At 64.6% G+C, this 13547-nt stretch carries 11 protein-coding genes; 3 read left to right on the top strand and 8 right to left on the bottom strand.

All coding sequences use genetic code 11. From position 1 onward, the window contains the following. Positions 1–102 precede the first annotated feature (102 nt). The 7 genes from P6U28_RS02225 to P6U28_RS02195 form a co-directional block, all read right to left on the bottom strand. Positions 103–1902, bottom strand: coding sequence for a methyl-accepting chemotaxis protein (locus P6U28_RS02225; RefSeq protein WP_129143598.1), 1800 nt, complete (start codon positions 1900–1902; stop codon positions 103–105). Positions 1903–1963: 61 nt separating this feature from the next. Next, positions 1964–2452 (bottom strand): chemotaxis protein CheW, encoded by a 489-nt coding sequence (locus P6U28_RS02220; RefSeq protein ID WP_122405058.1) that lies wholly within the window; start codon positions 2450–2452, stop codon positions 1964–1966. 45 nt (positions 2453–2497) lie between these two features. Next, positions 2498–4585: a methyl-accepting chemotaxis protein gene (locus P6U28_RS02215; RefSeq protein WP_407121644.1), complete on the bottom strand. Its 2088-nt coding sequence runs from the start codon at positions 4583–4585 to the stop codon at positions 2498–2500. A gap of 38 nt (positions 4586–4623) precedes the next feature. After that, a complete protein-coding gene (locus P6U28_RS02210; RefSeq protein ID WP_407121643.1) occupies positions 4624–5085 on the bottom strand; it encodes a chemotaxis protein CheW in 462 nt (153 codons plus the stop codon). Further along, a complete protein-coding gene (locus P6U28_RS02205) occupies positions 5085–7181 on the bottom strand; it encodes a chemotaxis protein CheA (RefSeq protein WP_407121642.1) in 2097 nt (698 codons plus the stop codon). Before P6U28_RS02205 ends, P6U28_RS02210 begins: the two co-directional genes overlap by 1 nt. Then, positions 7178–7543: a response regulator gene (locus P6U28_RS02200; protein WP_122405062.1), complete on the bottom strand. Its 366-nt coding sequence runs from the start codon at positions 7541–7543 to the stop codon at positions 7178–7180. The genes P6U28_RS02205 and P6U28_RS02200 overlap by 4 nt, the downstream gene beginning before the upstream one ends. Further along, on the bottom strand, positions 7543–7866 hold the full coding sequence (locus P6U28_RS02195) for an STAS domain-containing protein (protein WP_407121641.1): 324 nt from the start codon (positions 7864–7866) through the stop codon (positions 7543–7545). The genes P6U28_RS02200 and P6U28_RS02195 overlap by 1 nt, the downstream gene beginning before the upstream one ends. A 264-nt stretch (positions 7867–8130) precedes the next feature. Here P6U28_RS02195 and P6U28_RS02190 point away from each other — a divergent pair, with 264 nt between their 5' ends. From P6U28_RS02190 to P6U28_RS02180, 3 genes are all read left to right on the top strand, one after another. Then, positions 8131–9258: an HD domain-containing phosphohydrolase gene (locus P6U28_RS02190; protein WP_129143603.1), complete on the top strand. Its 1128-nt coding sequence runs from the start codon at positions 8131–8133 to the stop codon at positions 9256–9258. A gap of 185 nt (positions 9259–9443) precedes the next feature. Next, a complete protein-coding gene (locus P6U28_RS02185) occupies positions 9444–10112 on the top strand; it encodes a hypothetical protein (protein ID WP_407121640.1) in 669 nt (222 codons plus the stop codon). 19 nt (positions 10113–10131) lie between these two features. After that, positions 10132–12279 carry a CHASE2 domain-containing protein gene (locus tag P6U28_RS02180; protein WP_407121639.1) on the top strand — a complete coding sequence of 716 codons (2148 nt, stop codon included), beginning with the start codon at positions 10132–10134 and terminating at the stop codon, positions 12277–12279. Between the two features lie 85 nt (positions 12280–12364). Here the strand turns inward: P6U28_RS02180 and pobA are convergent, their stop codons facing one another. Then, on the bottom strand, positions 12365–13537 hold the full coding sequence (pobA, locus tag P6U28_RS02175) for a 4-hydroxybenzoate 3-monooxygenase (RefSeq protein WP_407121638.1): 1173 nt from the start codon (positions 13535–13537) through the stop codon (positions 12365–12367). Positions 13538–13547: the final 10 nt, after the last annotated feature.

Raw genomic sequence — 13547 nt, 5'->3', positions numbered from 1 at the left:
AATGTCGGGTCATCCTGGCCATGTTGAATCCCACGTGTTCACGTCACCGCTGAAGGCGGACGGGTCACCGAACGGACCGGTCCGCAGGAGCCTCGCGGGGGCCTAGCGCTGGAAATCGGCGTCGCGGTCGTCCTCGCCGTCATTCATGTCGAAAGTGAAGCCGCCGCCGGCGACCTTTGCGGCGCGTACCGGCTTGGCCTGCGGCTTCTTGGCCGGTCGTTCAGCCGCCGCCATGGAGGCCGCCTTGGCCCGCAGCTGGCTGACCGCCCGGTCGATCGGCGCGGGCGCCTGGCTCTTTGCGCCCTGTTCGATGCGGAAATAGGCGATGGTGGACTGCAGCTGTTCGGCCTGCGAGGCGAGCTCCTCCGAGGTCGAGGACACCTGCTCGGAGGCGCTGGCGTTCTGCTGGCCGACCTTGTCGAGCTGCTGGATCGCCTGGTTGATCTGCGCCGAACCGACGTCCTGCTCGCGGCAGGCCGCAGTGATCTCCTCGACCAGCTCGGCCGTCTTCTTGATGTCAGGAACGAGCTTGGCGAGCATCGAGCCCGCCTCCTGCGCCACCTTGACGGTGTCGGCCGAGAGCGTGCCGATCTCGGCGGCGGCCGCCTGGCTGCGCTCGGCGAGCTTGCGCACCTCGGAGGCGACCACCGCAAAGCCCTTGCCGTGCTCGCCGGCGCGCGCGGCCTCGACCGCCGCGTTGAGCGCGAGCAGGTCGGTCTGGCGCGCAATCTCCTGCACGATCGTGATCTTCTCGGCGATGGTCTGCATCGCGTTGACGGCGCGGCCCACGGCGGCGCCGCTGGCCTCGGCGTCCTTGGCGGACTGCGCGGCGATCTTCTCGGTCTGGTTGGCGTTGTCGGCGTTCTGCTTCACGTTCGAGGCCATCTCCTCCATCGATGAAGAAGCTTCCTCGGCGGACGAGGCCTGTTCGGCTGCGCCCTGCGAGAGCTGCTCGGCGCTCGCGGAGAGCTCCTGGCTGCCGGCAGAGACGTTCTGCGCCGCCGTCAGCGCCTCCGATACGATCTGCCGGAGCTTCTCCACCATGCGTTCGAGCGCGAGGCCGAGCGTGTCCTTGTCCGACAGCGGCTTGGCTTCGATCGTGAGATTGCCTCGTGCGATCTCGTTGGCGACCGCCGCGGTGGCATTCAGATTCACCGTCATCGCGTTCAGCGACTTGATGAGATCACCGATCTCGTCGTCGCTGGAGGATTCGATCTTTTGGCTGAGATCGCCGATCGCCACCGCATCGGCAAGGCCGACGGCCTGCCCCAGCGACCGGCTTATGTTGAGTGCGATCAAGATGGCGGCCACCGCCGCGATCAGGAGCGAAGCGATGACCAGGATCATCAACAGCAGCTCGGCGCGCGAGCCATCCTGCCTCGCCTGCTCGACCTGCTCGGCCATGTTCTTCTTGACGTTGTTGATGTAGGCATTGGCCGCTTCGAGCGCATCGGCGACGACCTTGCGGCCGTCATGCATCGAGCGGTCCATCGCCCTGGCCTTGTCGGTCTTCGCCAGCCTGACCGTTTCGTCCTGGTAAGCGTTCATCCTGCCATAGGCGGCGGAGAAGCCATCCATCAGCTTCTTGCCGCCTTCGCTGGCGGCTGCATAGATCTCGTCCTTGGACTTTGCGAGCTGTTCGCGGGTCTTGGCGAGGTCGGCGACGAATTGATCGTATTCGGCGTCCGATGCGAGGATCGAGTTCTTCTCCGCGCGAAGCTGGAGCAGGATGCCTTCCTTGAGCTCGGACGCCTTTTCCATGCGATTCGCGCGAGCGACCAGAGCCTCGGTGGTGCCGACCATATCGGACAGCTTCATGTAACCGACCCCGCCGGCGATCATGGACAGCAGGATGACCACTCCGAATGCGCTGGCCAGCTTGGCTTTGACGGTGAATCTCATCTCAATCCCTTTTGGTTCGAATGGAGCTGCGTACGCTCGATAACGCCTAAACCGAACAAACTCAGGCGGCGCGGGACGCGTCCACGGCAGTATCGCGCCCGTCCGGGAACTCGTCCTTCGCCATCAGTTTGGCGAGATCAAAGATGATGACAAACTTTTCGCCCTTGCGCCCGATACCGGCCGCATAATCAGACTGCCATTTGCCGCCGACCTCCGGCACGGGCTCGATCGCCTGTTCGTCGATGTCGGTGACCTCGAACACGCAATCCGCGACGAAGCCGACGCCGACCAGGCGGTCCTTCATCGGCACGTCGAGGATGATGATGCGCGTCGCCTCGGTCGCCGAGACGCTTGGCAAGCCGAGCTTGGTCCTGAGATCGACGATCGGATAGCCGCTGCCGCGCACGTCGATCATGCCCAGCAGGAAGCTCGGCGCATGCGGCAGCCGCGAGATCGGCCGCATATCCAGGATCTCCCGGACGTTGCGAATGCTGATGCCGAACGTCTCGCCGGCGAGACCGAGCGTCAGGTATTGCGAGGTTGCGGCCATGGTGCGTCCATTCGATGTTGGGAGAGGCCCGTTCGGACCAGCCAGTCAGCGTTGAAACTCCGCGTCGCGATCGTCGCCGCCAGCATCCATGTCGAAGGCGAAGCCGCCTCCCGCGCCGGCAACCTTCAGGGCTCGGGCCGGTTTGGCAGCGGGCGCCTTGCCGCGGCGATCGACCGCCGCCATCTTCGCCGCCTGGGCGCGGAGCTGTCCAACGGCCCGGTCGATCTCCTGAGGTGCGGCCTTCGCTTCGCGCGCAGTGTCATCGATACGGAAGAACGAGATCGTCGACTGCAACTGCTCGGCCTGGGAGGCCAACTCCTCGGAGGTCGAGGAGACCTGCTCTGATGCGCTGGCGTTCTGCTGGCCGACCTTGTCGAGTTGCTGGATCGCCTGGTTGATCTGGGCCGAGCCGACGTCCTGCTCGCGACAGGCCGCGGTGATCTCCTGAACGAGCTCCGCCGTTTTCTTGATGTCGGGCACCAGCTTGGAGAGCATCTCTCCGGCCTCCTGGGCAACCTTGACTGTTTCGCTCGACAAGGTGCCGATCTCGGCGGCGGCGGCCTGGCTGCGCTCGGCGAGTTTGCGCACTTCGGAGGCGACCACCGCAAAGCCCTTGCCGTGCTCACCGGCACGAGCGGCTTCGACGGCAGCGTTGAGCGCGAGCAGGTCAGTCTGCCGCGCGATCTCCTGAACGATCGTGATCTTTTCGGCGATGGTCTGCATTGCCTGAACGGCCCGACCGACAGCGCTGCCGCTGGATTCGGCATCGCGCGCCGACTGTGCGGCAATCTTCTCCGTCTGGTTGGCGTTGTCGGCGTTCTGCTTCACGTTGGACGCCATTTCCTCCATGGAAGACGAAGCTTCTTCCGCCGAGGAAGCCTGCTCCGTCGCACCCTGCGACAGCTGCTCGGCGCTGGCGGAAAGCTCCTGGCTGCCGGCAGATACGTTCTGGGCCGCGGTGAGAGCTTCGGACACGACCTGACGAAGCTTCTCGACCATGACGTTGAGAGAACGGACGAGATCTCCGATCTCATCGTTGCTCTTGACGGCGATCGTCTGGCTCAGATCGCCATTGGCGACCGCGCTGGCGAGGCTGACCGCGCGCGACAAGCCGTGGCTGATGCTGAGTGCCATCATGACTGCCGATCCTACGCCAAGCAGGAGTGACAATCCGATGACGCTGACCAACATGATCTTTGCGCGAGCGGCATTCTGCACCGACTCCGCGGACATCTCCGTCATCTGCTTCTTGACCAGCGTGATGTACTCGCCCGAGGTTGCGATCGCGTCCATAGCGTTCGCCTTCCCTTCGGTCGCGGCAAGCGTGGTTGCCCTGATATTACCGCCCTCCTTCACGATTTCCGCCACGCGGGAGACGACATTGACGAGGCGATCCGTCTGAGCCACAAAGCTCGCGGGCGACACGCCGGCCGCGGTGAGGGGGGCGACGGCCTGCTTGGTTGCCGCCTTGAGCGCTTCGTCTCCTTCGCTGATTGACTTGATCGCGGCATTCAGCTCCTCGACGCTGGAGGCCGAGAACGACAAGGCGACCTGCCGCTGCAGGCGGACACCTTCGAGCCTGATGGCATGGATCGCCAGAACGGCGCTGTTCTTCTCGGCGGAAGGCGGCAGGCGATTCAGCTCGGCGAGAGACGCATCGAGCGAGTCGTTCCAATGCTTCAGAATCGGCATCGCGTCGGTGGTCCACAGCTGGCCGCCCCGATAGTTCGAATTCTTCATCGCGAGCCCGACGATGACGTCCTCTCCGGCATTCATCTTGTCGTAAGACGCCGAGAACTTGTCGAGCAGGTGCTTGCCGACGTCAGAAGCGGTCGCCTTGATCTCGGTAAGAAGACGACTCACCTCGGCGCGATACTTCTTGATCTCATCGGCCAGCTTCTGCATCTCCGCGTCCGTGGACGCGAGGATGATGTCGCGCTCCGCCCGGGTCTGATAGAGCACGTTGTTTTGCAGCTCGCCGGCCCTGTCGATGCGCGCCGCGCGCACCACGAAATCCGCGGAGACCTCGACCTGATCCGAAAGCTTCAGAAAAGCCAGTCCACCCGTGAGTCCCGAAAGCACGATGATCGCACCAAACGCGCAAGCCAGCTTTGCCTTGATCGTGAATCGCATATCGAGCCCCCAATTTACCGGCCTTCTCGAGACCGCTCTCAATTCAAAATGTGTTCCATGTTGGGAACAATAACGAACTCTTCACGCCACTTCGCGATAAAACGAATGAACTCAGGCTTCCAGTGCATGCCGACACGCGGCGTCTGCTGCACATCGGCCTGCGAGATCTCCGTGACCTCGTAAACCTTGTCCGCGGTCACGCCGACCAGCACCGGTTCGTTATCGATCTCGATTTCGATCACGACGATGCGGGTGTCGGCGGAGTTGTCGAGCTGCGGCATGCCGAAACGGATGCGCAGATCCGCGAGCGGAATGACGTTGCCGCGCACGTTGATCACGCTGGGAACGAAGGCTCGCGCGCCCGCAACCTGGGTCGCGGGAACGGGATCGATGATCTCGCGCACGAGGCCCGCGTCCAGCGCGAACTTCTCCTCGCCGAGGCCGATCATCACGACCTGCATCGCACTCGACTGCTGCTCGCCCGCCAACCCGCCGTTCATCACGCCGCCTCGTTGATATGCTGCTTCTCGAACTTCGACTGCGCCAGCGAGACCAGCTGCGCGACGTCGAGGATCAGCGCCGCCGTGCCGTCACCCAGGATCGTCGCGCCGGAGAAGATCGTGACGTCCGAATGCAGCTTGGACAGCGACTTGATCACGGTCTGGTGGTTGCCGATGATCTGGTCGGCGACGAGGCCGACGCGGGTCTCGCCGGTCGAGATGATGATCGTCTTCTGGTGCTGGTCGGGCGCACCGGATGCGGCCATGAGCTCGCGCAAGCGCAAGAAGGGCACGAGGTTGCCGCGCACGTTGAGGAAGTTGCGGCCGCGCGAGCGCTCGTCCTCGGCTGTCAGCTCGACGCATTCCTCGACCGCCGACAGCGGGATGATGTAGCGGCCTTCGCCGACGCGGATGAGCAGGCCTTCGATGATCGCGAGCGTGAGCGGCAGGCGCAGCGTCACGGTGGTGCCCTGGCCGGGCCTGGTCGACAGGTCGATCGAGCCGCGCATGTTCTCGATGGTGCGCTTGACCACGTCCATGCCGACGCCGCGGCCGGACAGCGCCGAGATGGTCTGCGCCGTCGAGAAGCCCGGGTGGAACAGGAATTGATGGATCTCATGGTCGGTCAGCACGGCGCCGGCCGCGATCAGCCCCTGCTCTTCCGCCTTCGCGCGGATGCGCGCGGTGTTGAGACCGCCGCCATTGTCCTTCACCGTGACCAGCACCTGCGCGCCCGAATGCACCGCGGCAAGCTCGATCCGGCCCTGCTCGGTCTTGCCGTTGGCGGCGCGCGTCGCGGTGTCTTCGATGCCGTGGTCGATGGCGTTGCGGATCAGGTGCACCAGCGGATCGGCGAGGCACTCGATCATGGTCTTGTCGAGCTCGGTATCCTCGCCCGAGGTGACGAATTCGACCGGCTTGGACAGGTCGCGCGACAGATCGTGCACGAGGCGGCGGAAGCGGCCGAACAACGAGCCGATCGGCACCATGCGCGCGCCCATCGTGGTGTCGCGCAAGGAGGACGCAAGGCGCTCGATCTCCTCGGCGATTATCTTGATCGAGAGGTCGGAGCCGGAGGCGGCGAGCTGGGTCAGCCGCGCCTGGGCGATGACGAGCTCGCCGACCCGGTCCATCAGCTCGTCGAGGCGCTCGGCCTGGACGCGAACCGTGGCGATGCCACGCTCTTGCTTTCCGTCCTCGCGGCGCGCGGGTGCCGCCTCGCGCTTGATCTCCGGCTTCGTCTCCGGCTTCGTCTCCGGCTTGGCCTCAGATTGGGGTTCCGCCCTTGCGACGGGCTGCTCGGCAACAGCCTCCACCACCGGCGCAGCCATCTCGGCGATCACCGGCTCTTCCTCGGACAGCTGGAACAACGGGACCGGCGCGGGCGCTTCGACACGTTGCAAAGGCGAGAGCGTCAACTTCATCTCGTCCTGGACGAACATGAAGACGTCGTCGATGGCGTCCTTGGTGCAGGCGGCGTGCAGCTTGACGTCCCACTTCAGATAGCAGTCTTCCGGCTCCATCTCGTCGAGGAACGGGATGCCGTCGGTGACGGGCACGACGAAGCAGGGACCGAGCTTGCAGAGATCTTCCAACAGATCGAGCGGATTCGAGCCGTTGCGCAGGATATGGGAATCGAACTCCAGATACAGGTGCCAGCCGGCCTGCTTGCTCTCGGGTGGAGACAGCAGCGGTGCCTCGACGACCGGAGCGGCAGGCTTGTCGGCGGAGACGAAGCGCTTGAGGTCGTCGAGGATGGCTTCGCCGATGATGTCGTCGGTCGACTGCGGGTCCTCGATCAACGCGCGGATGTAGTCCTTGGCGGCGAGCGCGACCGAGATCAGCTCCTGCGTCGGTTTGATTTCGCCCTTCCTGACGCGGTCGAAGGCGGTCTCGAATTCGTGGGTGAAGGAGGCGACCTTGTCGAAGCCGAACATGGCGCCCGATCCCTTGATCGTATGCAGGGCGCGGAAGGCGGAATCGACCAGCTCGCGGTCGTCGGGACACTGGCCGAGATCGAGCAAGGCCCCTTCAAGAACTTCGAAGAGCTCGCTGGCTTCCTGACGGAAGACCTCGGCCGGGTCCATTGCGCTCATGTGCGCACCAGCTTGCCAACCACCGCGAGCAACTGCTCGGGCTTGAACGGCTTGGTGATCCAGCCGGTGGCGCCGGCGCTCTTGGCCTCCTGCTTTACGGCGTCGTTGGATTCGGTGGTCAGGAACACGATGGGCATGCCGACCGCGCTCGGCAGCTTGCGCAGTGCCCGGATCAGCTCCAGTCCATTCATGACGGGCATGTTGAGGTCGGTGATGACGAGGTCGAGCTTGCCCGCTTGCGCCTTGGCGAGCCCTTGCGCGCCGTCGCCGGCCTCGATCACGTTGTGACCGGCCGGCTCGAGCACGACCTTGATCATTTGCCGGATACTGGGGGAGTCGTCGACGGTCAGAATCGTGGCCATTAGATGCCATCTTTCTTTTGCGGGAAATGCTGATCGATCAGCGCATTGCTGGCGAAGCCGGCGCGGCGCAGGGTGTTGCGCAGAGACTGGGAGAAGGAGGTCAGGACCACCGGGCGGCCCTGGGCCTCGCCCGTCTTGGCGGTCGACAGCAGAAGCTGGATCGAGGTCACGTCGGCCTTATCGACGCTCGAACAGTCGATCTCGAGCCGCTCCTGGCGGCCGAACGCCTCGCGAACGAGGTCGTAGACGCTGCGAATGGCCGCAATGCTGCAGTCGGCGGGCAACCGTAACGACCACTTCGGCTCCGTGGGATTGAGCGCCATCGCTGCCCCGCCTTTGCGAAACTTCTAATACACGTTTGACGCGAATCAGATGAGCAAACCCCTAACGGAGGACTCCGTACGACTACGGGTCACATTCCCAAGGACTTCGCGCGAATGCATCCAACCGTGCATAGCGTGGCGAAATATCATGCAAGGTGCGCATGTCCATCGCCGCGTATCTGCACGATGCATTTGCTTCGCGTTAAATCGTGCGCGGTATGCAAGGGGCCGTGCCTTTGCCAGCGAAGAGAGCCCCGGCCGCCGATGCTGACCCAAGCGCTCCTGGTTGATGACAGTCGCTCCGTCCTCAACTTCCTGAAACGTCACATCGAGGCCGAAGGTCTGGTCGAGGCCACCGCCTTCCTCGATCCCGTGGAGGCGCTGGCCTGCGCGCAGGAGCGCGTCTTCGATCTGGTGCTGGTCGACTATGAGATGCCGCATATGGACGGCATCAGCTTCATCCGTGTCTTCCGGACCTTGGCCGGCTGCTCCGACATTCCGATCGCGATGATCACCTCGCGACAGACCGATGACGTCAAGATGGAAGCGCTGCAGGCCGGTGCAACCGATTTCCTGCCCAAGGCGCCGCAGAGCGTCGAGATGACGGTGCGCCTGCGGAATTTGATTCAGCTCGGTGCAGCCGTGCGCAAGCTCAACGATCGCGCCGCGCACCTGGCCAGCGAAGTCGCGGCCGCGACACGAAAGCTCGGCGAGCGCGAGGAGGAGATCATCCTGCGGCTCGCGCTCGCGGTCGAATACCGCGACAACGACACCGGCGAGCATACGTTGCGGGTCGCCCGCTACAGCCGCATCATCGCCGAGCAGCTCGGCCTGCCGGCCCGACTCTGCCGCGACATCTATCTCGCCGCGCCGCTGCACGACGTCGGCAAGGTCGCCATTCCCGACAATATCCTGCTCAAGCCAGGCAAGCTCACCGACGAGGAGATGGCGGTGATCCGGACGCACGCGACGATCGGCGAGCGAATCCTGGCCGATTCCGGCTGCGAGCTGATCCGGCTCGGTGCGCAAATTGCCGCAGGACATCACGAGCGCTGGGACGGCGCGGGCTATCCGAACGGGCTCAAGGCGGATGAAATCCCGGTCGCCGCGCGCGTGGTCGCAGTCGCCGACGTCTTCGACGCCCTGACGACGAGGCGGCCATATAAGGAGCCGATGCCGCTCGAGGTGGCGCGGACTTACCTCGCTGAGAACGCGGGCCGGCAGTTCGATCCCGCCTGCGTCGAGGCTTTCTTGTCGCGCTGGGACGAGGTGATCGAGATCGCCGCCGGTCAGCGGACGACCTCCTTTCAGAGGATCGAGTCCCCTCTCGTTCCAGCTATGGAGGGTGCGGCGGAGAGCCGTCCGGCCAATCGGCCGAGGCCGACCGCCTGACATGATCAGTTCGCGAACATCTTGCCGCGGCTTCATTTTTCTGCGGTCGCCGGTTTGAACCTGTTCCTGCTAGAGTGGCACCAACAGCTAAGAGTGATTCTGGTCACACTTGCCCCGGCGCCCTGCTGCTAGGCATCGAACCAGGACGGGGCACCAGAGCATCGTCGAATTAGATGAGAATTCCCATGAAATGCCTGATCGGCGCCTGTGTCGGCGCGTTTTTTGTTGCGGCCCCTGCTTTGGCGGAGACTCCTGCCGCGATCGTCGAGGACGTCCAGGGCAAGGTCGATGGCATCGCGTTCATGGACTATGTGGCGCCGGGCAAGATCATCAAGCTCGGGCCCAAGGCGAGCATCACGCTCAGCTACCTCAAATCCTGCCAGCGCGAGACCATCAGCGAGGGTGTCGTCCTGGTCGGCGCCGAGCAGAGCACCGTGCAGCTCGGCGAGGTCAAGCGGGAAAAGGTGCCCTGCGATACCAATGCGGCAAAACTGTCCGAGCGCGAGGCGAACCAGAGTGCCGCAACGACCTTCCGCACCATGCGGTCGGACGCGAAGGGCGTGCCGGCCAAGCTGCCGACGCTCTACGGCGTCTCGCCGCTGGTGCAAGCCAAGGCCGGCAGCACGCTGGTGATCGAGCGCACCGACGGCAAGGAGCCCACGATCAGCGTGCCGCTCAAGGGCGATGCCATGATCGGCGGCAAGTTCTATGATTTCGCCAAGACCGGGAAGGCACTGACGCCGGGCGGCAGCTATCTCGCCATTCTCGGTGCCAAGCGCTACACCTTCCAGATCGACGCGAGCGCCACCTCCTCGCCGACCCCGATCATCGGCCGCCTGCTGCGTCTCGAATAGGGAGCCTGGCGAAGGCGCGATGCGGCGGATCGGCAGGCGGGATATGGTTGCGGCGATCCTGATCGCGCTCCTTGCGGGCGGGGTCTTCACGTCGCCCCCGCTTGAGACGCTGCAAGGTCTCTCCCTCGACATCCTCACGGCGCTGCGCGGCAAGATCATTGGCGATCGCCGCGATCCCGCGACATCACCCGTCGTCGTGGTGGCGATCGACGGGGAGACCTACGACACGCCACCCTTCAAGGGGTCGCCGACGCAGACCTGGACGCGCGAGATCGGCCGGGTGCTCGGGAGCATCACTGAGGGCGGCGCCAAGGTGATCGGCTTCGACGTCATCTTTCCGAGCTCGATCGAGCAGTCCGAGATTCCCTTTGGCGAGGCGCCGCTCGGCGCGCGCATGAAGGGATTTGACCGGGACTATCTGATTGCGCTCAGGCGACTTTCCGACAGCGGCAAGCTCGTGCTGGGCGAGATTCTCAGCAACGACCATCCGGACAGGCCCGACCGCGCGCAGCAACTGGCGGTGAAGAACAACATCCGCGCGCTCAACGTCCATACCGACAGTGACGACGTCATCCGGCGGATGCCGCTGAGCTTTTCCATTGCGGGCCAGCCGGCGCCTGCAATGGCGGTCGAGCTTGCCGCGCGCGCCCTCGGTGCCAAGCCTGAGATCGGACCGACCGGAATGACGAACTTGTCGGGCTATGCCGTCCCCAGCGCGGTGCCCAACACGCTCACGCTCAACTTCCGCGGCCTCGGCCGCGACGTCCCGGCCTATTCATTCGCCGACCTGCGCGCCTGCGTCGAGAAAGGCGACCGTGATTTCTTCCGCCGCGCCTTCGAGGGCAAGGTCGTGCTGCTCGGCACCATCCTCAATTTCGAGGATCGCAAGCTCACCTCGATGCGGCTGTCCGGCGGATATGACGGCTCGCCGGGGTCGCGATGCGCGCTGCCCGCCCCTGCCAGCACCGCGAAGACCCGCAGCGACGTTGCAGGCGTGTTCGTGCATGCCACTGTGGTCCGCAGCCTGATCGAGCAGGACGCAGTGACCGAGCTCGGCTCTCCCATGCGGACCATTCTCACATTTGCGTTCGCAGCGATCATCGCCTGCGCGGCTCGCATGCTCGCGCCTTTCGGTGCGGTGATCGCCTGGCTCGCCCTCACCGCCGTTTACACGGCCGCGGCCGTCGGCGTGTTCGTGCATGCGCTGGCACTGCCGCTGACCGAGCCTGCGCTCGCGAGCCTTGCCGCGCTCGCCATGATGACCGGCTATCGCTTCGTGCTGGCAGACCGCGACGAGCGTTTCCTGCGCAAGAGCTTTGCGCTCTATCTCGCGCCTGAAGTGATCGAGACGATGGTCGCCTCCGGCAAGATGCCGGCGCTCGGCGGCGAGATGCGCAATGTCACCATGTTCTTCTCCGACCTCAGCGGTTTCTCCTCGATCGCAGAGACGATGACGCCCGGTGAGCTGGTCACGCTGATGAACGAATATCTCTCCGCCATGACCGACATCATCGAAGGTCATGGCGGTTACGTCGACAAATATATCGGCGATTCCATCGTCGCCATGTTCGGCGCGCCCGCCGACGATCCCGCGCACGCGCGCAACGCGGTGCGTGCCGCACTGAAGTGCCACGGGAAGCTGGCGGAGCTCAATGCCCGCCATCCCGCGTTCGCCGGCCACGGCCTGTCGCATCGCATCGGGCTCAACAGCGGCGAAGCCGTGGTCGGCAACATCGGCTCGCGGCGCCGCTTCAACTACACCGTGATGAGCGACACCGTGAACGTCGCCTCGCGGCTCGAAGGCGCCAACAAATATTACGGCACCGCGATCATGGCATCGGAGGCGACGGTCGCGCAGACCGGCGACACCTTCGCCTGGCGCGAGCTCGATGCCATCAGGGTGATGGGACGCGGCGAGGCGATCAGGGTGTTCGAGCCGCTGGCGGAGATGGGCGCGGAGACCGCCGCGCAGGCAAAGGTCGCCGCCGCGTATGCAGAGGGGCTGACGTGCTGGCGGGCAAGGGAGTTTGCGAAGGCGGCGGATGCATTCGGAAAGACGGCAGAGACCGATCCGGCGTCGGCATTGTTCGAAAAACGCGCGAGAGCGCTTGCGGCAAGTCCACCGCCGTCGGATTGGACGCCGGTCAATATCCTGGAAGGGAAGTAGCGCAGAACCCCTCATCCGGCGCATCGCGCCACCCTCTCACACAAGGGAAGAAGGGATGGCAGCACGCATCTTGCGAGAGCGCTCCCTAAAACGGCAGGCCCACGTAATTCTCGGCGAGCAGGCGCTGCGCTGTCTCGGACGAGAGCAGATAGTCCAGCTCCGTCTTTTGCAGCCGATCCTCATATTCGATCCGGTCGGGGAAGCGGTGCAGCAGCATCGTCATCCACCAGGAGAAGCGCTGCGCCTTCCAGATCCGCGCCAGCGTCTTGGCGGAATAGCCTTTGAGGCCGGAATCGTCGCCGTGCTGATAGTGCGCGAGCATGGCATGGTAGAGATAGTAGATGTCGGAGGCGGCGCTGTTCAGGCCGCGCGCGCCGGTCGGCGGCACGATGTGGGCGGCATCGCCGGCGAGGAAGAGCCGGCCATAGCTCATCGGCTCGGCGACGAAGCTGCGCAGTGGCGCGATGCTCTTCTCGATCGACGACCCCGTGATCAGGCGGCCCGCGACCTCCTCCGGCAGGCGGCGCTTCAGCTCGGCCCAGAACGCATCGTCGCTCCAGTCCTCCACCTTGTCGGTCAGCGGCACCTGGATGTAGTAGCGGCTGAGCACCTGCGAGCGCAGGGAGCAGAGCGCAAAGCCGCGCGCGTGCTTCACATAGATCAGCTCGGGCGACACCGGTTTCGTGCGCGACAGCACCCCCAGCCAGCCGAACGGATAGACCTTTTCATATTCACGCAGCACGTCCTTCGGGATCGACTTGCGGCTGACGCCATGGAAGCCGTCGGCGCCGACGATGTAGTCGCAATCGACGCGGATCGTTTCATCGTTCGAGCGATACGTCACATAGGGCCGGTCGGATGTCAGATCGTGCGGGGTCACATCCTCGGCGTTGTGCACGACCTTGCCGCCGAGCCGGTCGCGGGCCTCGTAGAGGTCCCGCGTCAGCTCGGTCTGGCCGTAGACCAGCACCGAATTGCCGCCGGAATGCTTGTGCAGGTCGATATGGGACAGCATGCCGTCATGGGCGATCTCGAACCCACGATGCATCTCGCCCTCGCGGTCCATCCGCACGCCGCATTGCGCCTCGCGCATCAGTTTCGCAAAGCCGTGCTCGAGCACGCCGGCGCGGATCCGGGCCAGCACGTGATCGCGGCTGTATTTCTCCAGCACGACCGTATCGATGCCCTTGAGGTGCAGCAGCTGGGACAGCAGCAGCCCGGACGGCCCGCCGCCGATGATACAGACCTGAACTTTCATTTTTGCATCC

The sequence above is a fragment of the Bradyrhizobium sp. STM 3561 genome (genome assembly GCF_045571455.1).
Taxonomy (GTDB): Bacteria; Pseudomonadota; Alphaproteobacteria; order Rhizobiales; family Xanthobacteraceae; genus Bradyrhizobium; species Bradyrhizobium vignae.
This window is presented reverse-complemented; position numbering and strand designations above follow the sequence as displayed.